The organism is Acidovorax sp. DW039, from assembly GCF_037101375.1.
Lineage (GTDB): Bacteria > Pseudomonadota > Gammaproteobacteria > Burkholderiales > Burkholderiaceae_C > Acidovorax.
In genome coordinates this window covers 2,699,344-2,724,581 of the sequence record NZ_AP029019.1, presented here as the reverse complement: position 1 = coordinate 2,724,581, position 25,238 = coordinate 2,699,344, and the positions used below count along the sequence as shown (strand labels likewise).

Sequence of the window (25,238 nt, the reverse complement as noted above, 5' to 3'; positions counted from 1 at the left end):
GCAAGTGCTATATATTTGATAGCTGTTTGCGCAGTATCAGTGGGTGCTGCATGGCTTTTTGTGCTCTTTCGATATGGCAGCGCTGATTTCAAGGATTCAGTGGACTACCCCAGCAGCGCCTGCACCGCAGCCCGCGCCTTGCCCGTGAGGCGTTGCGCCGCCAGCACTTGGCGCACTTTATCGGGCAGGGGCAGGTGGTGGGCCAGTTGCAGCTCCAGCATCAGTTCCAGCAGCGGCGCGCAGTCTTTGCGGGGGGCTTCGGGTTGGGTTATGGCCAGGGCGCACAGCAGGGGGTACACCGCCAGTGGCAGGCTGGCGTGGCTTTGGGCCACGGCGGCCAGGCTTTTGGCCAGGCGCGGGCCTTTGGGCAGTGGCGTGGCCCATAGCGCAGCCAGCAATGCAGCCAGGGCCTGCACGCTGACCCGGCCTTGTCGCAAGCACTGGGCCGTGGCGTCTATGGCCAGGGCGGTTTGTCCTGGCTCTTTGCCAGCAAGGGCCGCGCAGATCATCAACTGGCCCATGGGCGTGAGTGGGTCGGTGGATTGCAGCAGCACGTCCAGGTAGGCGCGGTTTTGCCAGCAGGCTTCAGACCAATCCAGGTTGTTGCCTAGCGCGAGCGCTCCTTGGGCGTAGAAGGCATCCAGCGCGCAGGGGCGCAGCCATGCGAGGCAGTGAATGACGGCGGCATCGCGTTCCTCGTAGCACTGCTCGTACGTGAGGAGTCTGTCCGTCAGCGCTTTGGATACATCGCTCTCGGCCACAGATGTCGAGGGGTGCTCAGCCACTGCAGGGTTTGCGTGCACATGCAGATCGTGAAACACATATTCATCGCCTCTGCTGCTGACCGACCATCGCAAATCCAGCCCGGCTGCGGCTTGTGCTGTGCCCCGGGCTGGGGGGCAGCGCATCTGCGCCAGTGTCAGGTCGTCAGCTTGCGGCAGTGCCCCCGCTTGCGCGTAGAGCGCCAGCCGCTCTTGCAGAGTCTGTGGGCTGACCAGGCCACCCTGATGGCTGGGAGCAGACAAGGGCGGTAGGCCGCGCCCTTGCTGTGCCAGTGCCCGCAGGCTACGGGCGCGCCAGGCCACAAAGTCGGCATTGCTGGCCCAAAGGCTGGTGGAGGGGGCTTGGTCCAGCGGTGGCTGCACCGCTTGGCCGAGGGCACACGCCATCAGTTGGGCCAGGGCAAACGGCAGGGGCTTGTCTTCCCAGGTGAATCGTTTGGCGCGCTTGTGCAAGGCTGCAAACGCTGCATGCTCGCTGGCAGGCACAGGGGCCATGCGCACCAGGGCATCGGCGGCGCGCTCCCAGGCTTGCATGTCGGCAGGGTTTTCGAAGGAGTAGGCGAGGGTGTCTACCAGCTCTGGCAGCGTGGTGATGGGCGGGATGGATCGGCTGGGGTCCAGTGGATCAGCCGCTTGGTCGGGCGGTACAAAGGCTTTGGGCGCATCCGCCAAAACGGGTGGTGGCACGCTGGCGGGTGCTTTGTCTGCCGCTTGACCGCCGCCACTCAGCAGTGCTTTCAAGGCAGCCTGATTAGAGGCTGCGACCAATGGCACATAAGCACTGGCTGCGTCTTGGCCGTCGCTGTCCAGCCCCCAGCGCTTGAGGCAGGCCAGCACTTTCTTTTGCACATCGGCACCGCTGTGCGCCAGCGCAAGCACGGCCTGGGCGCTGGTGCTGTGGGCGGCTGCGGGGTCGGCCTTGGCGATCTGGTCCAGCAGATCCAGCGCGGCCAGCACATGGGCCTTGGTGGCAGAGTTGAGCACGGGTTGCAGGGCGTTAAGCAGAGACTGCTGGCTCACCGCTTCGGCCCGGTATAGCGCAGCCACGGCTTGCACCGCCAGGGTGACGGTGGGCGCAATGCGGCTGTGGCACAGGGCGAGGTAGCGGTCTGCATGCGGGGCCATTTCGGCCGTGCTGGGGGCCAGGCTGGCGTGAAAGCGCGAGAACCAGCCGGATTTGAACTGGGGCCAGTCGCAGGCAAGGGCCCCCAGGGTTTTGTCCAGCAATTGGTCGCGGGTGTATACGCCGCGTTCGCACAGCGTCAAAAACGCAGTGCTCCAGTGCAGGGCGGGGTCATGGCAATACTTTTCTACGGCGGCAAAGCTGGTGTCGGATGCGCCCTCGCGCTCAAACAGGCGTAGCAGCACGTTCGCCAAGCCGGGGTCCGCATCCACATGCTGCAGCACCAGGTTGCTTTCCTGGCGCAAGTCGCCAAAGAACAAGCTGTCCAGGTATTCGTCGGTATCGGGCCGGGGAATCAACCCTGCCACCACAGCGCGTTGCAAGCGCCTGCGGCGCTCCCATTCGTTATCCCCGCGAATCTGGCGTTGCAGGGCCTGCCCCTGGGGTGGATGGGGCTGGTAGCGCTGCTGGAAGGCGGTGATGTCCTGGACGCCGATGTGCATCCAGTAGTCGGCCAGGGGCAGCTCAGCGTTGCACATGAAGCGGGCCACATCCACCGCACGAAACAGGCGGTTGGCATGCTCGGGTTCGTATGCATCGACCCAGGTTTTCCCGTCGGGTCCACGTTTGCGTATCAGCTTCCAACGCTCGAACAGCATGGCTTGCACCCCGGCGAATGCAGTGGTTTTTTCTGCGGCAGACATGGCATCCACCAAGTCCATCACGCCAGTGATGTCCCCCGCCAGCAGGCAGCGGCCCAGCGGCGTGCGGTAAAAGTCCTTGTTCAGTGTGTCATCCATGGTGGTTTCCTGCTGTCTGCAATGCAGCGGCCTGGGCTGCCAGCACATGTTTGCATGGCCCGCGCTCGCCCTGGTGCTTGCCGAACCAGGGGCAGGTGCAGCGCAAGGTGCCGCCTTGCTCGCGCACGTGGTAGTGCACGTCGCCGCTGTGTACCAGGGCTTCTAACGGATGGGCGTTGCGCAGTTGCACAGCGCCTGCTTCCAGCAAGGCACGGGCGTCGGCCAGGCGCGGGTTCAGGTCTTCCAGCAAATCGGGTTCAAAAGGCAGCTCGCGGTGGAAGTAGGCGGCATGCGCCAAGTCATACCCCACCAGCCCCATGGCACCCAGCACCTGTAATGAGCGCTCGACCGCGGTGCCCGGCCAGCCCAGCAAATGTGCCAGCGTATCGCTGGGCAGCACGTCTTGCCAGTGCAATTGCGCACGCAGGGCTGATACCGCGTATTGCCCGCCTTGCTGCACCAGCGCATGCAGCGCCTGCCCCTCGCCCGAGAAGCCGCGCCACACTTCGGCGCTGAGCACCAGTGTGAGGCGCATGCTGCCAAAGTCCACGCACCAGGCGCTGGCCTGGCCTTGCGGGTCGGCGTACACGCTCAGCGTGCGCGCCTGGGGCAGCAAGGCTTCCAGAATGCGAAGGCGGCTGCTGTCGGTAAAGCGCACACCCCCTGCGCTGGGTTGTGCCGTGGTGCGCAACCCCTGCGGCCCGCCCACTACCCACAGCGGCGTCTTGCTGGTGGATGCCTTGGGCAGGCTGCGCAAAAAACGCAGGGCAGGCACAGCATCCACCTGCAGCACCCGTTGCATGGCGGCCTGGTACGCCTGCACGGCAACCATGCTGCGCAGCCAACGCAGAGGCAAATCCACCTTTTTCTCCAGCACCTGGGTGGCACCAGAGCGCATGGCAAATTCAGAACGCCCTACGGAAAGGGCCAGACCGTCAGCGTCACGCACACGGGCCAGCGCGGCACGCATGGGGGCATTGAAATCCACGTTGGTGGTGCCCTTGCCCACGATGTCGCCAGCGTACGAGGCTGGCTCCAGGTCCACCCGGATATAGGTGCTGCAGCAGCCCGAAAAGCCCTCCAGCCGCAACATGCCAGCCCCCGCGGTGACCACCGGATCGGCCAAGGCAATGGCTTTGGCCACCGTGTTGGGTGGGGTAAAAAACCGTGACCCGACCAGAAGGTGTACAGCGCTGAGCAGTTGGGCGGCAAGGTGCGGCTGGTGTAGGCGCCCTTCAAAAAAATGAGGATGCTCTACCGCGCCGGGCGAGGAGGTTGCCAGCCTAAGCTGGGGCGCGGCGTGCAGGTCTACCGCCGAGGGTTCGGCATAGCGGTAGGTGTGCGCAAAGTGGTTCATGCCGTGCATTGTCTACACATTGACTACAAACCGACGGCTGGTCCTGTGCGGCGTCCATCTGACCATCGGATGACCCAGATCATGCTTGTGGCTCAACGATGTTTCGATGTCCATCAACCTCGGCAAAATGGATTGCATTCGAAAAATGCAATCCATCGCCGGACGGTCGATTCCGCCCAACAGTGCGTGTGTCGTGACCTGAACGCCCGAACCTCACCATGGCCGTCAAGAAGTTTCCAAAAGCTCCCGCCCATCCCGAGCGGATATGTTGGGGCTGCAATCTCTACTGCCCGGCCAAGGACATGCGCTGCGGCAATGGATCTGACCGCACCCAGCACCCGGCGGAGCTGTTTGGCGACGATTGGGAAGAATGGGGCCTGGGGGCTGAATCTGAGCCTTCATCACCTCCCCAAGAGGGCGAGGCGACTCCATCTCGTATGCCTGACCGATAGGCTTTCATTCAGGCCTGTCAGCCCCCTGCCTCGGTGCCCATAGCCAAGGCGCCGCGTGCTCTGCAAAGACCCGTTCAAAAGTCGTGGAAAATAGAGGGCTTGCTCTCGCCGCCCGCGGAGCAGCGCCCCTACGGCCTTCTAACCCTTTTGCTCCCCTGAGCCTGTCCATGTCAGACGTCAACTCCTCCAAGATCTCTGTCGAGAAAATCGGCGGCACTTCCATGACTGCCTTTGGCGATGTGCTGCGCCATATCGTGCTGCACGACCCCAAACGCATTTATGGCCGCATTTACGTGGTGTCTGCCTACTCGGGCGTGACAAACCAGTTGCTGGAGCACAAGAAGACGGGTGAGCGCGGTATTTACGCCCTGTTCGCTGAAGGCAAGGGCTACCAGGATGCGCTGGCCCAGCTGGCCACCAGCCTCAAAAAGCTCAACGCCGGTTACGCTGATCTGGGCCTGCCACTGGATGTGGCCGATGCCTTCATCGACCAGCGCATTGCCCAGGCCCGTGAATACCTGGGTGCCATGCACCACGTGCTGGCCAGCGGCTACCTGAGCCGCAAGGATGTGCTGCTGGCAGCCCGCGAGGTGCTGGCCTCCATTGGCGAATCGCACAGCGCGTTCAACTCGGTCGAGATCCTCAAAGCCAATGGCGTCAACGCCATGCTGATGGATCTGGCTGGCTTTGACGACAACGAAGCCTGGACGATTGACGAGCGCATCGCCCACAGCTTCAAGGGCCTGGACCTCTCCGACAAGGTGGTGGTGGCCACGGGCTACACCAAGGGCACCGAAGGCATCATGCGCGAGTTTGACCGTGGCTACTCCGAAGTCACCTTCAGCAAGATTGCCGTGGAAGTGCGCCCCGCCGAGGCTGTGATCCACAAGGAATTCCACCTCTCGTCCGCAGACCCCAACCTCGTCGGCCTGGAAAACGCCATCGTCGTGGGCGCCACCAATTACGACGTGGCCGACCAACTGGCCGATGTGGGCATGGAAGCCATCCACCCCAAGGCCGCCAAGCCCATGGAACTGGCAGGCATCCCGATCCGCCTGAAAAACACCTTTGAGCCCGACCACCCCGGCACGCTCATCACCAAGGACTTTGTGGGCGAGCGCGCGCGCGTGGAGATCGTGACGGGCACCGACAAGGTGACCTTGATCGAGATTCATGACCCCAGCATGGTGGGCACCGTGGGCTTTGATGCAGGCCTGATGAACGTGTTCTGCAAGCACAACGTGAGCTACATCCTCAAGGCCACCAACGCCAACTCCATCGCCCACCTGGTGTGGGACAACCAGGTGACCCCCGCACTGGTGGAAGAGCTGCAAGAGGCCTACCAGGTCGTCACCATCAAGCCCAGCGCCATCGTCTGCACCATTGGCTCCAACATCGGCATCCCCGGCGTGCTGGCCAAGGCGGCCCAGGCGCTGGCCGACGCGCAGGTCAACGTCAACTGCGTATCGCAAACCCTGCGCCAGGTGAACATGCAGTTCGTGATTGAGCGCGAGGACTACAAGACCGCCATCAAGGCGCTGAACATGGCCCTGTGCGTCAACTCTGGCACGCCAGTGCCCCGCGTCTGATACACAGCCGCGCTCCTCATGGCCCGCACAGTGCGGGCTTTTTTATGCCCGAATGGACGAAGCAAGGTATTTATCTGTTTTTATCCAAAATGGATAATTAACCCTGTTCGGATAAGATGAGGTAACCATGACCCCAGATGTTTTCCACCGCACCGCCTACGCCGAGCAGATGGCCCAGCAGCTGCTGCAGCCGTCGCCGCTGCACATGAATGTGCGCTCGGGCGTGTTGCTGTCGGGCATACGCCGGGTGGGCAAAACCACGTTTTTGCGGCAAGACCTGGTGCCTGCGCTGGAGGCGCGGGGGGCGCTGGTGATCTACGTGGACCTGTGGGCCGACCGCAGCAAGAGCCCGGCCGCGCTGGTGCTGGAGGCCGTGCGCGCCACGCTGGCGCAAATGCAAACCCCGGGCTCAGGCCTGCTGCAGCGCTTCAAGGGGCTGAACCTGGGCGCGGCGGGCATCACGCTGGGCTTTCAGGTGGAGCATTTGGGCACGCCGGGGGGCACCACGCTGGCGCAGGCTTTTTCAGAGCTGGTGGCCAAAGCCAAGGTGGATGTGGTGCTGATCGTGGACGAAGTGCAGCAGGCCTTGGGCACCGAAGACGGCACCAGCCTGCTGCACGCCCTCAAGGCGGCGCGTGATGCCGTCAACGCCCAGCCGGGCACGCCAGGGTACTTTCTGTTTTTGGGCACGGGCTCGCACAAGTCGCTCATCACCGACATGGCCACGCGCCACTCGCAGCCCTTTACCGGCGCTCTGACTACGGCCTACGAACCCCTGGGACAAGACTTTGTGCAGTGGCAACTGCAGCGCATTGCCAGCAGCCCCGGCGTGGTGCTGCCCAGCGCCGATGTGGCTTGGGCCGGTTTTCAGTCGCTGGGCCACCGGCCCGAGGAAATGCTCAAGGCCCTGGTACAGCTGCAAAGCGCCCAGGCCCCGGCAGACCAGGCGTTTCCCATCATCTGCGCCACGCTGGCGTCGGCCGCCGCCGATGTGGAACTGCGCGCCATTGAAGAGTTTGGCGAGCTGGGCCAAGCAGTGTTCGACTTCATTGCCCAGGGCAGCGAAACCGGCGTATCGGGCCTGTTTGGCGAAGAAGCCATGGCCAGCTACATCGCCCGCACGGGGGGCAAGGTGCCCACATCGCAGGTGCAAAAGCTGGCCGAAAAAATGATCAGCGCCAACCTCATCGCCCGCCCAGGCCACGGCATCTACACCGTGGCCGACCCGTTTGTGCGCAAGGTGTGGCTGGAGCGGCGCAGGTTGCTGCGTCCATCGGCATAAGTGCTCCATTTTTGATAGCTGGTTGCGCTGATGTCGTGGGCGCTAGGGCGCATTCAGGCTTTCATCCTGCTGATGAGCAGGACCCCCGCCAGAACCAGACCTGCCCCCGAGAGTTGCCACAGCGACAAAGGCTCATCCAGCAGCCAGACGCCGAACAGGATGGTGAGCATGGGCCCCAGGGTGCCAATCAGCGCCGTCCGCGCAGAACCGATGCGCCGTATGGCCGCGGAGGTCATGAACACCGGAAGTACGGTCGAGAACACGGCCATGCCCAGTGCATACAGATACACCGCCGCAGGTTGGGCCAGGGTGTGCAGTGGCTGGCTTGCCGCAAAGTGGAGCAGGGTGGCCAGGGTGGACACCAGCATGGCCAGCGCCGTAAAGCGCGCTGCACCCAGCCTGCGTATGGCGGTCTCGCTACCCGCCTGGTAGAAGGCGTAAGACACCGACGAAGCCATCACAAATGCTGCGCCGATCAACACGGTTTGCGTGTCACCGGCGATCTGCAGGTCGTGCGCAAATGCCAGGCCAATACCGGCGTAGGTAAATACCAGCGCCCCCAGCTCCCGTCGCGACGCGGTTTTGCCCATGAAGGCCACGCCAATGAGCAGTGTCAGGGTAGGGTAGGTGAAGAGGATCAGGCGCTCCAGGCTGGCGGTGATGTAGCGCAGCCCGATGAAGTCCAGGATGCTGGCTCCGTAGTACCCCAGCAAGCCCAGCGCCCCCACCCAAATCCATTCACGCGATGAAAGGGGTGGCAAGTCACGGCTGGCTCGCAAGCCCACCCAGGCAAACACCGGCAAAGAAAACAGCATGCGCAGGGCCAGCAGGGTGACGGAGTCGACCGATGTGGCCTGAGGTACGGCATAGGCCAGCTTCACAAAAATAGCTTTGAACGAAAAACCAGCGGCTGCCTGCAGCGCAAGACACCAACCGATGCGCTCGGGTGGCCAGTGTTTCCAGGGCATAAAAAATAGAACCCGACTCGGGGTTGTTGTGTTTCTGAAAGGCGAATGCTTTGCATACCTGCCAAGTGCCATCTTCAAGGCTGCGGGCTTGCCGCACAATTGCCCATTGCCCAAGAGTGCGTTCGTGTAAAACGAACGATAGGGTGGTGTGGTGCCTGCCGCTGCACCACCTCTCCTGCCAAGTTCCCTGCCAGATCCTCCATTCCGTGAACTACGACCTGATTGACTTGCGCCTGTTCATCGCCATGGCAGAAGAGCGCAACCTGACCCGCGGGGCCGCGCGCGCCTGCCTGGCCCCTTCATCGGCCAGCCACCGCCTGCGCAGGCTGGAAGATGCGCTGAACACCCCCTTGTTTGACCGGCAGACGCGGGGCTTGGCGCTGACCCCTGCAGGAGAGACGCTGCTGCGCAACGCCCGCGAAGTCTTTGCGCGGATCGAGCAAATGCATGCCAACCTCCAGCCCTTCGCTTCAGGAATCCGGGGGCATGTGAGCGTATGGGCCAACACACATGCCACGCACACCTTTCTGCCCACGGATCTGGCGGATTTTCTGCGCCAGAACCCGCAAGTCAGCGTCAGCCTGGAAGAGCGCACCAGCGCCGAAATTGCCCTGGCGGTGGCCAGTGGTGAAGTGGATGTGGGGGTGATGGCCGATAGCAGCGCCGCCCCAGGTGCTGCAAGTGGTGCACCGGCAAGTGGGGGTGCCGGGGCAGGTGCTGGTGTGGAGACTGTGCCTTACCGCCAGGACAGGCTGGTGCTCATCGTTCCCCGCCACCATGCGCTGGCCGCGCGGGCCTCGGTGACGTTTGCCGAGGTGCTGTCCCATCCATTCGTAATGCTCCATGCGGGCTCGGCCATCCACACCTTCACCACCAACATGGCGGCGTCGTTGGGCAAGCATCTGGACGTGCGCATCCAGGTGCGCAGCTTCGATGCGGTATGCCGCATGGTGGGCGCTGGCGTCGGCATCGGCCTGGTACCGCGTGGTGCCGTGCCTGCGGCAGGCTTGAGCGATTCCCCCGCCATCATTGCCATGGATGAGCCCTGGGCCCAGCGCGACTTGCAGATCTGCACACGCAAAGGGGCCACGCTTTCAGGGTTTGCGGCTGCGCTGGTAAACAGCTTGCACACGGCGGGGCAAATGGGGCGAGCCAGCCCCTTGGGCCAGTCTTGATCGGCCCATGAAGCCGAAAGGCATCTGGTGCTATTCAAATCATAGCTACCTACGCTTGATGGGTAAGCTCTAGAGCCTGATTTGGCTTAAGGGGAAAGAGCGCTTGGGGGCAAGATGCAAGACCTGACCCCAGCGCTTTCCTGACCCCAGCGCTTTCCCGGCCAATCAGTTCATTTCTCCTTGGCTGTTCGCGCTCGCTCCCGAACTTCGATCAAGTGCAGCTCCACGTCCTTGGCTGCAAAGAGTGCAGCATTGACATCCCCTTGCGCCAGCAGTTCCAAGCACCGCCGGGTCAGCTCCTGCAGCTTCATCAGATCTCGCGGATCCAGCATCCACACCGCGCTCAAGGCATCCAGCGCCTTGGCGCAACGCTCTCGATCGTCTTCCGGACTGATCAGCTCATCTTCCTGGGGAAGCATTGCGCGACCTGTCACGCCAATCAGGCTTTCTTCAAACCTGCGCATCACTTCGTAGAATTTCGCTCGGCTCATTGCATTTACTCCGTCATTTGCCACGCCATTGGATTCGGGGCGTCATGCCGGCTGGATTGCTGATCCATTGGGTACCGTAACGCGTGACGCTGCCCCACTCGGTCACGCCGTATTTGAACGGAATAGATGGGGTCAGGTCTTGCTTTTTGCTCCCCCCAAAAAACTCACTTCATCCACCCGAGTAGTCTCCCTCAAAACCCTCCATGCTGACCCAACCCGACTGAAGCGGCCTGGCTGCTAGAGGGCGCGGCTGGGATTGCGTTGATACGGTAGCCCGCTGCGCCAAAGTCCTGGGCTAAGGCGACCTGATCAGGCAGCGACGCTCACTTTGACGCCGCCCGCCTGCAGCTTCTTGCGCAAAGGGGCTGGTGTAGAGGCAGGCACCACCAAGGCTGCTATGTCGCGCAAGGGGGCAATGGTGAACGGCGAAGCCGCACCCAGCTTGTCTGCGGATGCCAGCACCACAGTTTCTGCCGCACGCTGGTGCAGTGCCCGTTTGACTGCGGCCTCTTCAAAGTCGCCCGTGCTCAAGCCCACCTGGGCGTGCACGCCCGTCACCCCCATCAGGTACAGGTCTGCGTGCAGCCAGGCTGCGGCTTCTATCACGCTGGCCCCTACGTTCACCATGGAATGGCGAAACAGGCGGCCGCCCAGCATCAGCACCTCGATCTGCGTGTGGCCCGCCAGTGCCACGGCGATGGTGGGGCTGTGGGTGACCACCGTGGCATGCAAGGTGAGCGGCAGGTGTTGCACCACCTGCAGCGATGTGGTGCCGCCGTCCATGATGACCACCTGACCTGGCTGAATGAGGGCAGCGCCTGCGCGGCCCAGGGCCTTTTTTTCGTCAGGGGCCAAAGCTGCGCGCACCTGCAGGTCTGCGGTGGCGGCAGAGGCGGGCAACGCACCGCCGTGCACGCGCTGCAGCCGTCCTTCGGCGGCCAGTTCACGCAGGTCGCGGCGCACCGTGTCTTCAGAGATTCCAAGCTCTTCGCTCAGGGCCTTGGCCACGATCTGGCCGTCCTGCCGCAGGCGTTGAAGGATGAGCTGCTTGCGCTGGGTGGTGAGCATGGCGTTGGCTTTCTGAATTTTTGAGCATCAAAACAGATTGCACGAATATATTTGAAAGTGCATGATATTGCACGTTGAATGCCGTCGGAGTCGCAATGCTTGATACCCATGCCCAAGGCCGCCCACAGCCCGCTTCCATCCATGCCCAGGCAGACCATGTGCGCCTGCTGGATGTGCAGTTGCTGTCCAACAATTGGTATGTGCTGCGCAAAGTCACGTTGGAACTGCGTCGCCGTGATGGCCAGTGGCAGCGCATGAGCCGCGAGGCGTATGACCGGGGTAACGGGGCCACGCTATTGCTTTACAACCCGAGGCGCAGCACGGTGGTGCTCACACGGCAGTTTCGCCTGCCCGCATTCATCAATGGTTGCGCCGATGGCTTTTTGCTGGAGGCATGTGCGGGCTTGCTGGATGGGGAAGACCCGCAGACCTGCATACGGCGCGAGGTGGAGGAAGAGACGGGCTACCGCATCCGCGCTCCCCGCAAGGTGTTTGAGGCCTATATGAGCCCGGGCTCTGTCACCGAGAAACTGCACTTCTTTGTGGCCGACTACGAAGCGGCAGACCTTGTTCAAGCGGGCGGCGGGTTGGCGAGTGAAGGCGAAGACATTGAAGTCATCGAAATGCCACTGAGTGAAGCGCTGGCGGGCATTCGCGCAGGCACCATTGAGGACGGCAAAACCATCATGCTGCTGCAGCATGTGGCGCTGGAGGCATTGCAGGGCATGCGGTGAAAGTACGGTCGGGCAAGCAAGCCCTGAAGAGCAAGTAAGCTTCAGCCCCCTTGAATACTTGTGCTGCCAGCGATAAGCCGCGGCACGTTTTGAGGGCCCTACGCCCCCTTTGAACAGGCACTCACCGCCAAAGCTACTTCCCATGCAAGCCCTGCTCGACGCCATTGCCCAGATGCCCCTTCCCACCGACGCCCAGCGCATCTTCCATGGCCGGGGTGGGCGCTACCCCGGCTGCGAGCAGTGGACCTTGGATGCCTACCCCCCCGTCTTTGTGCTCACCAGCTTTTTGCCTGCAGGCGATGAAACCGAGGGGCAACTGGCGGCCATCGGTGCTGCGCTGGCTGAGCGTTGGAACGCCATCGCTCCCGGACAGCCGCTGAACTGGGTGTTTCAGTGCCGCAATGAAGCGCTGCGCACCCAGGGCCGCACTGAAACGCGGCTGATGCAAGGTGAGGTGCCCGACCCGCATACCGTGACGGAGGCCGGTGCGCGCTTCAAAGTCCACGTGCTACGCGGCCAGAACCATGGCCTGTTTCTGGACATGGCCGAAGGCCGCCGCTGGGTGCGCAACTACGCCGAGGCCCGCAGGAACGACCGTTATGGCCTGAAGGTGCTCAACCTGTTTGCATACACCTGTGCTTTTTCAGTGGTGGCGCTGCAGGGCGGGGCCAAGCAGGTGGTCAATGTGGACATGAGCCACGGGGCCATGGGCATTGGTCAGCAAAACCACCAGCTCAATGGCATCACGACCGGGGCCAGCTTTTTGGCGCACGACATTTTCAGCAGCTGGGGCAAGATCACCCGCAGCGGGCCGTATGGCCTGGTCATTGTGGACCCACCCAGCTACCAAAAGGGCAGCTTTGTGGCAACCAAGGATTACGCCCGCCTCATGCGCCGCCTGCCCGATTTGCTGGCGCCCGGCGGCCACGCCTTGCTATGCCTGAACGCGCCGGAGCTGGGCGTGGACTTTTTGCAAACCCAGATGCAAGAACTGGCGCCCGAGCTGAGGTTTGTGGAGCGCGTGGCCAACCCCTGCGTGTTTGCCGATGTGGATGAGGGCAGGGCGCTGAAGGTGCTGGTGTATGCAATGCCCGAGCTGCCACCGCCTGCCCAGGGCGCGGGCGGTTGATGGAGCCGCTCTGGCTGGTCTACATCACAGGGCTGCCAGCCGTTCCGTAATCTCTTGCCATTCGGCGGGCTCCACCGGCGTGATGGACAGGCGGCTGCCCTTTTGCAGCACGCGCATGTCCGCCAGCGCCGGGGTGCTGCGCAGCTCCGCCAGGCTGATGAGCCGGGTTTTGCGCAGGGCCTGCACGTCCAGCAGCAGCCAGCGCGGGTTGTCGGTGGGCGATTTGGGGTCGTAGTACGGTGACAAGGGATCGAACTGCGTCGGGTCTGCGCGGGTCGCGCTGGCTACCCGGGCGATGCCCGCAATGCCGGGCTCTGGGCAGCTGGAGTGATAGAACAGCACGCCATCGCCGATGCGCATGCCATCGCGCATGAAGTTGCGCGCCTGGTAGTTGCGCACGCCCGTCCAGGGCACGGTGGCGTTGGGCGCGGCCAGGGCGTCGTCAATGGAGCACTCGTCGGGCTCGGATTTCATGAGCCAGTAGCGTGGTGCTGAGGCCTGTGGGGTAGATGGCATGGGGTGCTTGCGTCAATCTGCTGGATGTTTTTGCTATTTATTTGATAGCTTGTTGCGCTTATTCCATAAGCGCCATGTGCCATTTTGGCTTGAAGTGTATGCGCACCGTTAGACTGGGCCGCCAAAAACATAGGCACCGATGTGCCACCGGGCGGTAGATCAACTACCCCCGCACCATAAAAAAACACACGAAGGAGGGGGTTGCGATGGGCTCATTCCGGGACAGGGCTGCCTCTCAGCCAAATCAGCCTTGGCTTTTGCGCAAAGAGTGGGCCAGCAACCGTATCCGCTCGCACAAGCGGTGGGAAGTCGTGATCCTGTGGGCCTTTGCCGTGGCCTGGAGCCTGATCTCCACACCCTTGGCCCATGTGCAGATTCCCAAGGCCCTGGCTCGGGGCGAGACGCTGGTGGCCTGGATCATCGGAGGCATGCTGCTGGCGGCGGTGGGCTTGATCGCCGCAGCCGTGCGTGCCACGTGGGATGTGCACCGCCACGGTGACGTACGCCTGGTGATGGACCCGTTTCCCGGCTCCATTGGCGGGCATGTGGGGGCTTTTATTGATCTCCCGGCAGTCGCCTATCGCCCGGACCTGCGGTTTGACGTGACCCTGCGCTGTGCGTACCCCGACCAAGCCCGCTCGGGAGGTGGCAACAACAGCACCCGGTCGCGTGAACACATGGTTTGGCAAACTGAAGGTGTGGCGCAAGTGCAGCCACATGGGGCGGGCACCTGCGTATCGTTTCGCTTCAATCTGCCCGATGGACTCCCTTCATCGGCAGACCCTGTGGGCGACAGCGAGCATTATTGGACGGTGCTGCTGAAGTGCACCGACCCGGCGCTGAAGTTCTCACGCCAGTTTGATGTGCCGGTATACGCCACGCGCACAGAATCTGTCTGGCTGGGGCAGGATGCGGCGACGCACCCGCTGCTGCAGGCGCAGCGGGAGGCCGAGTTGAACGCAGTCCGCAGCATCAAGCTGGTGGATGGCGGTGTGCACCTGTACCAGCCTTACGGACGCCTGTGGCGGCACAACCTGCTGTGGCTGGTGATGGGCGGTGCATTCTTTGGTTTTGGCCTGGCGGCCAAGGCCATGCTGGCACCCTGGGTGTTTGTGGTGCTGTTTGGCGGAGTAGGCGGTGCCATGCTGCTGTGGGGCTTTTTTGCGCTGTGCAACAGCCTGCGTGTGCAACTGGACGCCGAGGGCCTGCGTACCGAGCGACGCCTGCTGGGCCTGATGTTTGCCTGGCACCACGTGCCCCGCAATGGGCTGCGGGGGCTGCAGCGGGTGCTGAGCTACACATCGCAAAGCGGTGCCGAGCACACGGAGTGGTATCGGATTCGGGTGGTACTGCAGGACGGCAAAACCATCACCGTGGCCGATAGCCTTGAGGGTAAGGAGGTGGCTGACCAGATGTTGCAGACGCTGACAAAAGCCACCGGGCTGCCCGTTCAACCGGGTTGAACGGGCAGCCAAAAGACGCGCAACTTCACAGTTTTTCCATGTCTCGCACCCCTCTCAAATCTCCGCCCCCCGCCAGCAAGATCCCCGGCAGGCCCAAGTCTGACTCGCCGATCGTGTTGGGGCTGGCGGCGCTTTTCATCCTGCCCTTTGTCTTGATTGGGCTGAACTCCCTTTTGTTTGGCACGGGAGCTACGCTGGTGAACTGGGCACGCGCGCAGTCTTGGCACGCCACATCGGCAACGGTGGAGTCCGCTGCCGCGGTCTGGGAGCCAAGCTCTAGAGGCGTGGGAGGCTACCGTGCAGAGGTGACTTACCGCTACGAGGTGGATGGCACGGTGTACCAGGGCTATCGGCCTTCGCTTCATAGCGGGCCAGACAACACTTTCCAGAAGCAGCTGGGCGATAGGTTGGAAGAGGCCCAACGTTCGGGCACTCTGGTGCAGGTGTGGGTCAATCCCGACGAGCCCGCCGAGTCGGTCATAGACCGCAGCCTGCGCCCGGGACATGTCGCTATCAATTCGATCCTCGGTATTGGCTTCACGGTGATTGGCTTGGGCTTTTGGTGGCTGCTGCTGCTTGGCTGGCGCATTCAGCGTTGGGAGCGCAAATCAGCTCACCTCCAAGCTGACCATGCAGACAAGGATGTCGCCTGACGTCACTTGCCCAAAATCACAAGGTGACAACCGCCAGCCACTCAAGGGACGGCGGGCCGACTGGCCTGGTCCAGAGCGATGCTTTTGTACAAAGCCACCAGCAAATCTGACTGAGTGACCATACCGACCACTTTGCGCCGTGCGTCAATGATCGGTACGTGAGGAATGGCCCGTTGAGATATCTGGCGGATCAGTTCAGAAAGCGGTGTTTGGGGCGTGGCCGTGAACACCTCCGGTGTCATGATCTGCCCCACCACTTCAGGCTTGTCTGCATGGTGGCCTGGTGTGCGCCGCAGAAGCGCTTGGAGCAAAGTGGCCAAATCCTTCGGAGCAGGTTGGCCATCAATCTGGCGCAGAAAGTCTGCCACCGTCACGATGCCGATCAGACGGTCAAACCGGTCAATCACCGGTAGAGACTTGATTTTGTGCTTGCGCAGCAACTGCCACGCCATGGCCAGTTCGGTGTCGAAATGAGCAGTAACGACGTCGCGCGACATGATGTCCGCGCAGGTGAGCCCCACATGGCGTCCAAACGCGTGGTCTACAGCCAGGTTGTAAATCTCGACCAATTCGTCTTCCTGCACGTCTACAAAAGTATTGAGTCCTTTGACGGCGCTTTCCAGATCGATGTGAGTCAATCCCATTCGCTCAATGGGGGGCTGGTCTTTGGTGCGGTGACTTGGCCCTTGTGCTGCAGCACCAAACGGGAAGTTTCGGCGCAGGATCAGGCGATTGATGACCAGCGCCGCCACCAGCAAGGCACCGGCGTTGATGGCAATCAACTCGCTGACGCCCAGCATTTCCTTCGTGTTGTAAGGCCCGTTGAGCACCAGCAGCAGCGCCAGCGCGCCCCCTGGGGGATGCACGCAGTTGAGCCAAGCCATGAGCCATATGCTCAGAGCGACCGCCAGCGCTGCAGCCAGAGCTGGCTGGCTGACCCAGTGTGAGCATGCCAAACCTGCGAGCGTAGCCACCAAGTAGCTGCCCAGCACAGGCCATGGCTGGGCGAGCGGACTATGAAACTGCACGAAAAGGATCACCACGCTGGCTCCGACAGGTGCCAGAAGCCAATGGGCGTCCAGAGGCAGACTGCGCAGCAGCAGGCCACAGGCAGCAATACACAGCAGGGCACCCAGGCTGGCTTTCCACCGTTCGGCGGCGGAGAGGGACAGGGTGTTGCTCAGCACCCTGGAGTGGAGCCAGTTACGAAGGTAGGAAGGCACAGAGGGGATATCCGAAGCGGAAGCATGAGGCTTGCACCAAAGCAGTGCGTGGCCTGATCTTAACGACGACGCACGCTTCACGCTCAAGCGAGGTTATGTGCCTTCATTCAGCGGAATCAGCTGATATCTGAAACGGCTGAAACTGTTGGGGCGCGTTCTCCGATCGGCCTCCGCCCTTGCTACTTGGTCTGCCGTACGAACCCAGACTCCCTTTGAGGAATGTCGATAACAGCTCCAACTTCTTTGTCTCGGATCGCCGAGGCTCCTTCAGCCGCGGCATGGCGGGGGCGGCTGAGCACTCTTGGCTTTCCCTGGCAGACGAAGGATCTCAGTTCTTCGCAGGTGTGGCGACGGCCACTTCCGCATCTGGCCTTTGCCACCAGCCGCCGCCCAGTGCCTGGAACAGCATGGCCGTATCGCCCAGCCGCGCAGCGCGCGCCTGGAGCTGGTTGAGCGTGGCTGCGCGGTAGGCCTGCTCGGCTGAAATCAGAGCAAGTCTGTCCAGGTATCCCTTGGCGTGCTGACGCCGGGTGAGATCTAGCGTGGCTTGCGCGGCTTGGGATGCGTTGTCTGCTGTCTGCAAGACCTCTGCGCTGGAGTGAATGGACTGCAATCCATCCGCCACGTTCTGCCATGCCGAAAGTACGGCAGAGCGGTACAGGGCTGCTGCGCGGTTGAGCTGCTCTTGCGCAGCCCGTTCACGGTGCTTGAGGGTGCCTCCGTCAAACAGCGGTTGCGTGATGCCGAGTGCCAGGCTGAAGAAACGGCCACTTGGCCAGAACATCTGGCTGAAATTGCTTGCAGCGCCACCTGTGTTGGCGGTGATGGAAAACTGCGGAAGGCGCGCTGCCCTTGCCACTCCTACGTCTGCGAAGGCAGAGCGCAGTTGTTCTTCAGCCGCGCGCACGTCGGGGCGCTGCTCCACAAGTTGTGAGGGCAGGCTCAGTGGCAGCTCTTGCGGCAGTTTCAGTTCATCGAGAGCAAAGGAGGGCAGCTCTCTGTCAGGCGGGCTGCCAGCCAGCACACGCAGCAGATTCCGATTTTGTTCGAGCTGGCGCCGCAAAGGCGGCAGCAGTTGCTGGGCCTGGGCCAGCGCCTGCTCTTGCGCTGCCACGTCCAGCCGGGTCACGTAGCCTGCTGCAAGCTGCTTGCGGGTGATCTCTACCGCCGCACCGCTGGCCTCCACCATGGCCTGAGAGGTTGCAATCTGCTGGCGCAGCAGGGCATCCTGAATGGCCGCGGCAACGATATTGGTCGCCAGGGTGATGCGTGCGGCTTCCCACTCAAAGCGTTGTACCTGGGCTTGCGCCTGCAGCGATTCGACCTGACGGCGATTGCTGCCGAAAAGATCGGGGTCATAGCCCACACTGAGCTGGGCTGTGTGGAAGTTGTAGATGACTGGCTTGTTGAACGGTGCTGTTCCGCCCTCGCTGGCGGGTTTGCCCTGGAAGGTGCTGATCACCGATCCGTTGCCTTGCACCCCTGGAGAATTTCCTCCCAGGTTGCCCGCGATTTTTGTGCGTGCAGGTGAATAGTTCATCTGCACGGTCGGGAAGAAAAAGCCCTGCTGTGCTGCCACGTTCTCTTGGGCTGCACGCAGCGCCGCCTGCGCCGCTTCAAGGTCCGGATTGGCCTTGAATGCCTCCTCAATCAGGGCGTTCAGCGCGGGGGACTGGAACAGGGTCCACCAGTCGGCCTGGATATCTCGGCCGGGAATGATGCGTTGAGCCTCGCCACCCTTGCTTTGAGAAGAGGAAGCTGTGGCCTCCGCCATGGGTTCAGGCGAATATGCTTTTGTCTCAGGCAGGGTGGGGCGCTGGTAGTCGGGCCCCACGGCACACCCTGCAAGCAGGCTGGCAGCCAAGGCGACTGCGCTCAATTTCAGGTGTTTCATACGTTCTCGTCAGGCTCAGAGAAATTACCGAAGCGACGCAGGGCCACTGGCAAGACCAACAGGGTGAATATGGTTCCGGTCACGATGCCGCCCACGATCACGCAGGCAAACGGCCTTTGCGTTTCGCTGCCAATGCCTTGTGACAAGGCTGCCGGCAGCAAGCCCAGCCCAGCCATCAGCGCAGTCATGAGAATGGGACGAAGACGAATGGCCGCCCCCTCGACGGTTGCCACCGCAACCTGGGCCCCTTCACGAACGCGGAGAATGACCTCCTCCACCATGATGACCCCGTTCTGCACGGAAATACCCGCCACGGCAATGAAACCCACGGCTGCAGACACCGAGAGATGCAAACCTGCGATACCCAGCGCAGCGAGCCCGCCGATCAGCGTGAATGGAACCATGCCCAGCACCAGCCCCGCCAGGGTGACGGAACGGAATGCCCAGAAAAGCAGGGAGAAGATGAGCAGGACGGTAAGAGGAATGATCACCATCAGCCGCTTGGCAGCGCGCTGGGAGTTTTCAAACTGCCCGCCCCAGCTCAGGTCATAGCCGGGCGGCAGTTTGACTTGCTCGGCCACGGCGGCCTGGGCTTCTTCCACAAAACTGCCTTGATCGCGTCCCAGAAGGTTCATCTTCACGATGACGCTGCGTGAACCCGCCTCGCGCAGGATGCGCGAAGCACCCTGGCGTACATCAATGGTTGCCACGTCAGACAGCGAAATGGTGCCGGGGCCATTGCCTGCCTGGGTGCCAGGAACGGCAATCTGGAGGTGGCTGATGGCATCGACACTGTTGCGGTCTTTTTCAGCAATCCGCACCACTACGTCAAAGCGTTTGTCCTGCTCATAAAAGCTGGTGACAGCAGCGCCGGACAGGGCTTGCTTGACGAGGGTGTTAACGTCGTCAATGGACAGCCCGTAGCGTGCAAGCCGCATACGGTCGGGTGTCACCACCACTTCGGTCTGGCCGCCAATGCGTGTGGCTTCCACGTCAGTGGCTCCGCGTATGCCCTGAACTACCGTGACAATTTGCTGCGCTTTGTCTTCAAGAATGTCCAGATTGCTACCACTGACCTTGGCCACAATTTCACCGCGGAAACCCGACAGGGACTCTTCCACGTTGTCCTGAATCACCTGGGAGAAGTTCGTGGTGATGCCCGGAATTTCGGCCAGGCTTTCCGACATGCTGGCCACCAGGGCTTCCTTGTCGGGAAAGCGCCATTCTTTGCGTGGCTTCAGGTCCACCAGGTTTTCCAGGTTGTTGGGGCCTTTGGGGTCAGATCCGTCATCGGGCCGCCCTACTTGGGTAATGATGTGGGCGACTTCGGGATAGGCCAGCAGTTTGTTGCGCACCAGGCGTTCCACATCCTTGGTTGTCTCCAGAGATGAGGAGGTGGGCAGCGTAATGGTGAGCCAGATGTTGCCCTCATCGAGTTTGGGCATGAACTCTGTACCCAGCCTGGGTGCCAGCGAGAAAGCCACGACTAGCGGAATGGCTGACAGAGCCAGCGTGGCAGTGCTGCGCCGCATGGTCATCTCCAGCAGGCCGTGGTAGCGGGCTTGCAGCCAATCCAGCCAGGGTTTGTGCTTTTCGACCAAGGGGCGCTTTTGCACCAGATAGGACAGGAGCGTGGGCAGCAGTGTGAACGTGAGCAGCACGGCGCCTAGCAGCGCAAACGTCAGCGTGAGCGCGACCGGAGTGAAAATCTTGCCCTCCACGCGCTGGAAGGTGAAGATGGGCACAAACGCCAGAATGATGATGCCCTTGGAGAAAAGCACGGGCGTGGACATGTCCGTCATCGTGCGGTGCAGCACATGCAGACGGTGCTTGCTGGCCGCGAAAGGGTCATTGTCCATGGCGTATTTCACCGTCAGGCGCACCATCAGCGCCTCCACAATCACCACCGCGCTGTCAATGATGATCCCGAAGTCCACGGCACCCAGAGAGATCAGGTTGGCCGAAACACCCCGGGCATTCATCAGGATGAAGGCGAACAGCAAGGCCAGCGGAATCATGGTGGCAACCACCAGTGCAGCCGACCAGCTGGAGAGAAAGATCACCAGCACAGCAATCACCAGCAGCGCGCCCACCAGCAAGTTCTCTCCCACCGTGGCTACGGTGTGGCGTACCAGCTCCGTGCGGTCATAAATCGGAACAATCTTCACGCCCTCTGGCAGACGTGTTTGCAGTTGCGCGATGCGCTCCTTGAGGTCTGCATTGATGGTGGAAGGGTTACCGCCCTTGATCATCGACACAATGCCTTCAACGATGCTGTCGCGCTTGTCTGCCGCTACGTAGCCAAAGCGGGGCCGTTCACCCGCCCGCACGGTGGCCACATCTCCCACCGTGATCGCACGCCCTTGCCGGGCTGCAATCACCACTTTGCGTACATCTTCCAGCTCGTCAAAGAGTCCCGCTGCGCGCACCACGAGCGACGAGTCGCCCTGACGCATGAGGCCACCACCTGCGCTGCCGTTGCCTTTGCTGACGGCTTGGCTCAGCTGGTCCAGGGTCACCTGGTATTTGCGCAGCGCCTGTGGGTCCACCTCAATCTGGTATTCCTTGATCGCGCCACCAAAGCTCACCACGTCGGCCACACCGGGAGTCATGCGCAGCACGGGGCGAATGGTCCAGTCCTGCAGTGTGCGGATTTCGGCGTCTGTGAGGTTGGGGGCCTCGATGGTGTAGCGATACACCTCACCCACGGCGGTGGACAGTGGTGCGAGCTGGGGTTGAACCCCCTGCGGCAAATCCACCGTCGTGAGTTTTTCCATCACCTGCTGTCGGGCAAAGTAGTTGTCCGTGTCCTCTGCAAAGGTCAGAGTGACGATGGACAGGCCAGTCATCGTGACGGAGCGAATGTTGGTCAGCTTGGGCACGCCTGCCAGCTCGCGTTCAATCGGCAGCGTGACGGAGCGTTCCATGTCCTCAGGCGCCTGCCCCGGCAACTGAGAAATGACACGAACCTGCACGTCTTGCACGTCCGGAAACGCCTCGATTGGCAAGTTGGACAGGGCATAGCCACCAAAGCCGATGAGCGCAGCCACCAGCACCAGCACAAACACGCGCTGCGTCAGCGCGAAAACAACGAGCCGGTCAATCATGATTTGTTGGCAGCGCGGGCGCTGATTTCTGCATCGAGCAACATGGCACCAGTCACGACGACCCGTTCACCGCCCTTGAGGCCCTCGCCAACGTAGCTCGACTCGCTGCCCTGCGTGAGCAGTTTCACTTCGCGTCGAACAAACTCGCCTGGTGTGGTTTCCACGTAGACATAGGCGTAAACCCCCCTGCGAACAATCGCGCTGTTGGGTACCTGAACGCCGTTGCCGAGGTCTTGCAGGACTGCGGCTCGCACAAACATCTCTGGCAAGAGCTTGCCGCCATGGTTGAGCAGGCGCGCACGCACCGATGCACGGCGTGTATTGGGATCAATGGTCTGGCCAAGCTGCACTACCTTGGCGTCAAAGGTTTCGTGCGGATAAGCGTCGCTATTGACAATCACCTTGTTGCCCAGCTTTACCTGGCCGAGCAGGCGCTCAGGCAGGTCCACCATCAACCACAGGCGCGCAGGGTCGGTCACCACAAAAAGAGGGTTGGCCATGCCTGGGCTTACCTCCAGCGCTGGGGTCGCTGAGCGCTCAGTCACCACTCCGGTCATCGGGCTGACCAGCGCCACCCTCTGGCCGCGAATGGCCATGCCGGAGGGGTTGAGGTTCTTCAGCCGCAGTTCAGCCCGGGCGGTTTCCGCACGGGCCTGTTCATAGTCGGCTCGGGCCAATTCCAGATCCTTGGCCGCAATTCCTTCGCCGGGCGTCAGTTCCTTGGCGCGATCCAGCACAAGGCGTTTGCGCTCTTCGTCTGCACGCGCCTTGCTGAGATCGGCGTTAGCGCTACCAAAATCAGGCGAATCAATTTCCGCCAGAACCTGCCCAGCCTTGACGCTATCGCCAGGCGCCACTTTGATGGAGACGATGCGGCCGGAAAAACCAACACCGATGCGGGCGGTCACGTCCTCGTCGTACACCACCCGGGCACTGAGGGGGGCTGTAACTGGCACAGGTGTGGCAGGCAGGGCTCGTGACTGGATCATCGCCAGCTGCGCCGCACCCTCGGGGTACTTCACTCTGTCATAAGCTGCGGCGGGGGCTGGTGCCTGTGCTTTTGCAGTGGAATCCTTAGTGCCCTCGGCGGCGGCAGGAGAACTGCCCCAGAGCAGGCTGGTCGTTAGCCCGATACCCAAGGCAGTCATCACTGCCAATGCAATCTTGGTCGTTTTGCGTTTCATGTAAGTTCCTGGCACTGCTCACTTATCCCAGATCAACAGATAATAGGAAGCCAAGCTTGCAAAGACCTATCAGTCCTGCCCTGTTGGCACAATTCTTTATGTTTGATGAACCCCACGTGCCCACGCATGTGGATGAATGAGCCTCGACCATGCGCGTTTTACTGATCGAGGATGACGATGTGATTGCCAGAGAGCTGCGCCTGCGTTGGACGCGGCCGGGCTGGTCTGTTCAGGTGTGCGGAAGCTTGCGCGAGGCTCAGGAGGCCTTGGGCCAGGGGAGCTTTAATCTGATCGTGCTGGATCTGGGCTTGCCCGACGGGGACGGACTTGAATGGCTGTCCAAGTTCCGGCGCCATGACAAGCTCACGCCCGTGCTTGTCCTCACCGCCCGGGACCGTATCAGTGACCGAGTGCACGGCCTGCAGTCCGGAGCCGATGACTATCTGGTGAAACCTTTCTCCGTGGAAGAGCTGGATGCCCGGCTGGAAGTGCTGGCCAGACGTTCGCAACTCGCTCGCGGCGAACTGATGCACTATGGCTCATTGAGCTGGCTGGGTGACGAAGGCTGCGCCTATGCCGACGGCAAGCGGCTGGATCTGTTGCCCCGCGAGTTTGAAGTGCTGGGCATGTTGATACGCCGTGCACCGCGCCTGCTGCCCAAGCAGGCTCTCATTGAGGCTCTGGCCAGGCGGAACACCGAGGTGGGCGACAGCACCGCAGAGGTGTACATATCCCGTCTGCGCCGCAAACTTGCCGGCTCAGGCACCATGATCCGCACTCTGCGCGGCTTTGGCTATGTGCTGGAGCTGGAGCCCGTGGGGGCGCCCGATCCGGAAGGTCCTACCGAATGAAGGCAGCAGGCTCCCGCTGGTTGCTGCGCGAGTTGTTGCTGCGGCTGATGGTGCCGCTGCTGGTGATTGTTGCGGCTTCAGGGGCCTTGGGCACCTACACAAGCCATCGCCTGACGGAGAAGGTGTTCGACCGTTGGCTGCTCGACGCAGCGCGCTCCCTTGCGCATGAAGTGCGTTTCGTGGAGGGCAACGCGCTAATCGATCTGCCCTGGGTGGCGCAGACGATGCTCGGATACGACGAGATTGATCAGGTCTACTACAGCGTGCAGCAGGAGGGGCGGCAGTTGCTGGGCCGCACTGACTTGCCCCATCGGGGCACGCGCGAAACACGCTACCGCGCAGGCCGAGCTTTTGATGCCTGGCATGAGGGGCAGCCAGTGCGGGTTGCAGAGGTGGTTGTAGATGATGGCAATGGCGCGCAGGCGACTGTGTTGATGGCAGAGACCAAACTCAAACGCCTGCGTGCCCAGCGAGAAATCTTCACCATGCTGCTACCGCTGGGTTTGTTGCTGATCGCTGCAGCGGCGGCCATAGGTTGGGCGGTGTGGCGCACCATACGACCGTTGGAGGCTGTGGCGACCCACTGGAATGCGCAATCTCATACTTCCTTGCATCCCATCGGCGCAGACGATGTACCCAGGGAGTTGATGCCCTTTGCCACTGCCTTGAACGAGCTTTTGGCGCGAATCAGGGCCATGCTGGCACGAGAGCGCCAGTTTGTGGCCACTGTAGCGCACCAATTGCGTACGCCCCTGGCCGGAATTCGGCTGGGCCTGGCCCGTGCCGCCGAGGCCCCGGACTTGGTCAGTGCCCGGCGCGTGCTTGACGAACTGGATCACACGGCGCAGCGAACCTCCCGGCTTTTGCAGCAGTTGCTCGCCTTGGGTCGACTGGACCCTGAAGTTCGGGGAGACATTGATTTTGTTTCCGTAGATCTGGTTGCCTTGGCGCACGACGTAGGTAGCGCATATATGGAGCTCGCCCTGGATCGGCAAATTGATCTGGAACTCAAAGCACCTGAGCAGCCCGTTATGGCAGTGGGACAGAGCGACTTGCTGAGCGAAGCGCTTGGCAACTTGCTGGACAACGCGCTGCGTTACACGCCACGAGGGGGCAGGGTTGTGATGGAGTTTGAAACCAACCCACCATCCATCCGCGTGTCTGACTCCGGCCCAGGGGTGCCAGACGAGGAACGTGAGGCGGTGTTCGAGCGTTTGGTGAGGGGAAGCAAGACCACAGGGGAGGGGAGCGGTCTTGGTTTGGCAATCGTCAGAGACATTGCCATCATTCACGATGCAGATGTGCGCCTGGAAGCAAGCGCGTTGGGCGGAACAAGCGTTGTGCTGCGATTCAAACAATGAAAGTCGCCAAGGAAACCTGCCAAATCTGGTTCGTAA

General features: G+C 61.9%; 20 protein-coding genes. 10 read left to right on the top strand and 10 right to left on the bottom strand.

The genetic code is table 11. The features are described from left to right. Positions 1–104 precede the first annotated feature (104 nt). The gene (locus AACH87_RS12180; protein WP_338794717.1) at positions 105–2,705 is read right to left on the bottom strand and encodes a DUF6493 family protein; all 2,601 of its coding nucleotides are present in this window, start codon (positions 2,703–2,705) and stop codon (positions 105–107) included. Beyond that, positions 2,698–4,062 carry an SWIM zinc finger family protein gene (locus tag AACH87_RS12175; protein WP_338794716.1) on the bottom strand — a complete coding sequence of 455 codons (1,365 nt, stop codon included), beginning with the start codon at positions 4,060–4,062 and terminating at the stop codon, positions 2,698–2,700. Before AACH87_RS12175 ends, AACH87_RS12180 begins: the two co-directional genes overlap by 8 nt. Positions 4,063–4,280: 218 nt before the next feature. Here AACH87_RS12175 and AACH87_RS12170 point away from each other — a divergent pair, with 218 nt between their 5' ends. The 3 genes from AACH87_RS12170 (at position 4,281) to AACH87_RS12160 (ending at position 7,385) form a co-directional block, all read left to right on the top strand. Then, on the top strand, positions 4,281–4,514 hold the full coding sequence (locus AACH87_RS12170; RefSeq protein ID WP_338794715.1) for a DUF3079 domain-containing protein: 234 nt from the start codon (positions 4,281–4,283) through the stop codon (positions 4,512–4,514). Between the two features lie 167 nt (positions 4,515–4,681). Then, entirely contained in the window at positions 4,682–6,103 is a 1,422-nt protein-coding gene (locus tag AACH87_RS12165; RefSeq protein WP_338794714.1) for an aspartate kinase, read from the top strand. A gap of 127 nt (positions 6,104–6,230) precedes the next feature. Further along, a complete protein-coding gene (locus tag AACH87_RS12160) occupies positions 6,231–7,385 on the top strand; it encodes an ATP-binding protein (protein ID WP_338794713.1) in 1,155 nt (384 codons plus the stop codon). 53 nt (positions 7,386–7,438) lie between these two features. On the opposite strand, the gene AACH87_RS12155 is transcribed toward AACH87_RS12160, so the two are convergent. Further along, on the bottom strand, positions 7,439–8,353 hold the full coding sequence (locus AACH87_RS12155) for a DMT family transporter (RefSeq protein ID WP_338794712.1): 915 nt from the start codon (positions 8,351–8,353) through the stop codon (positions 7,439–7,441). A 206-nt stretch (positions 8,354–8,559) separates the two neighbouring features. On the opposite strand from AACH87_RS12155, the gene AACH87_RS12150 reads away from it, so the two are divergent. Next, positions 8,560–9,528: a LysR family transcriptional regulator gene (locus AACH87_RS12150; RefSeq protein ID WP_338794711.1), complete on the top strand. Its 969-nt coding sequence runs from the start codon at positions 8,560–8,562 to the stop codon at positions 9,526–9,528. Positions 9,529–9,698: 170 nt separating this feature from the next. On the opposite strand, the gene AACH87_RS12145 is transcribed toward AACH87_RS12150, so the two are convergent. Then, positions 9,699–10,043, bottom strand: coding sequence for a hypothetical protein (locus tag AACH87_RS12145; RefSeq protein WP_338794710.1), 345 nt, complete (start codon positions 10,041–10,043; stop codon positions 9,699–9,701). Positions 10,044–10,328: 285 nt separating this feature from the next. Beyond that, on the bottom strand, positions 10,329–11,087 hold the full coding sequence (locus tag AACH87_RS12140; protein WP_338794709.1) for a DeoR/GlpR family DNA-binding transcription regulator: 759 nt from the start codon (positions 11,085–11,087) through the stop codon (positions 10,329–10,331). Positions 11,088–11,182: 95 nt separating this feature from the next. Between AACH87_RS12140 and AACH87_RS12135 the strand changes: the two genes are divergently transcribed. Together AACH87_RS12135 and AACH87_RS12130 are read left to right on the top strand one after the other, a co-directional pair. Further along, positions 11,183–11,821, top strand: coding sequence for an NUDIX domain-containing protein (locus AACH87_RS12135; protein ID WP_338794707.1), 639 nt, complete (start codon positions 11,183–11,185; stop codon positions 11,819–11,821). Between the two features lie 142 nt (positions 11,822–11,963). Further along, on the top strand, positions 11,964–12,950 hold the full coding sequence (locus AACH87_RS12130; protein WP_338794705.1) for a class I SAM-dependent methyltransferase: 987 nt from the start codon (positions 11,964–11,966) through the stop codon (positions 12,948–12,950). 24 nt (positions 12,951–12,974) lie between these two features. Here AACH87_RS12130 and AACH87_RS12125 read toward each other — a convergent pair whose 3' ends face one another. After that, the gene (locus tag AACH87_RS12125) at positions 12,975–13,466 is read right to left on the bottom strand and encodes an EVE domain-containing protein (RefSeq protein ID WP_338794704.1); all 492 of its coding nucleotides are present in this window, start codon (positions 13,464–13,466) and stop codon (positions 12,975–12,977) included. Between the two features lie 257 nt (positions 13,467–13,723). Between AACH87_RS12125 and AACH87_RS12120 the strand changes: the two genes are divergently transcribed. Beyond that, positions 13,724–14,929, top strand: coding sequence for a hypothetical protein (locus AACH87_RS12120; protein ID WP_338794703.1), 1,206 nt, complete (start codon positions 13,724–13,726; stop codon positions 14,927–14,929). Between the two features lie 38 nt (positions 14,930–14,967). Continuing rightward, positions 14,968–15,582, top strand: a complete 615-nt coding sequence (locus AACH87_RS12115; RefSeq protein WP_338794702.1) for a DUF3592 domain-containing protein — start codon at positions 14,968–14,970, stop codon at positions 15,580–15,582. Positions 15,583–15,623: 41 nt separating this feature from the next. Here AACH87_RS12115 and AACH87_RS12110 read toward each other — a convergent pair whose 3' ends face one another. The 4 genes from AACH87_RS12110 to AACH87_RS12095 all read right to left on the bottom strand — a co-directional run bounded on the left by AACH87_RS12110 (position 15,624) and on the right by AACH87_RS12095 (position 22,990). Beyond that, positions 15,624–16,805 (bottom strand): HPP family protein, encoded by a 1,182-nt coding sequence (locus AACH87_RS12110; RefSeq protein ID WP_338794701.1) that lies wholly within the window; start codon positions 16,803–16,805, stop codon positions 15,624–15,626. A gap of 328 nt (positions 16,806–17,133) precedes the next feature. Further along, positions 17,134–18,699, bottom strand: a complete 1,566-nt coding sequence (locus AACH87_RS12105; RefSeq protein WP_338794700.1) for an efflux transporter outer membrane subunit — start codon at positions 18,697–18,699, stop codon at positions 17,134–17,136. After that, on the bottom strand, positions 18,696–21,806 hold the full coding sequence (locus AACH87_RS12100) for a CusA/CzcA family heavy metal efflux RND transporter (RefSeq protein WP_338794699.1): 3,111 nt from the start codon (positions 21,804–21,806) through the stop codon (positions 18,696–18,698). Before AACH87_RS12100 ends, AACH87_RS12105 begins: the two co-directional genes overlap by 4 nt. Continuing rightward, the gene (locus AACH87_RS12095) at positions 21,803–22,990 is read right to left on the bottom strand and encodes an efflux RND transporter periplasmic adaptor subunit (protein WP_338794698.1); all 1,188 of its coding nucleotides are present in this window, start codon (positions 22,988–22,990) and stop codon (positions 21,803–21,805) included. The genes AACH87_RS12100 and AACH87_RS12095 overlap by 4 nt, the downstream gene beginning before the upstream one ends. 149 nt (positions 22,991–23,139) lie before the next feature. On the opposite strand from AACH87_RS12095, the gene AACH87_RS12090 reads away from it, so the two are divergent. Next, complete coding sequence (locus AACH87_RS12090) at positions 23,140–23,841, top strand: response regulator transcription factor (protein ID WP_338794697.1); 702 nt, start codon at positions 23,140–23,142, stop codon at positions 23,839–23,841. Beyond that, positions 23,838–25,202 carry a sensor histidine kinase N-terminal domain-containing protein gene (locus tag AACH87_RS12085; RefSeq protein ID WP_338794696.1) on the top strand — a complete coding sequence of 455 codons (1,365 nt, stop codon included), beginning with the start codon at positions 23,838–23,840 and terminating at the stop codon, positions 25,200–25,202. Before AACH87_RS12090 ends, AACH87_RS12085 begins: the two co-directional genes overlap by 4 nt. Positions 25,203–25,238 lie beyond the last annotated feature (36 nt).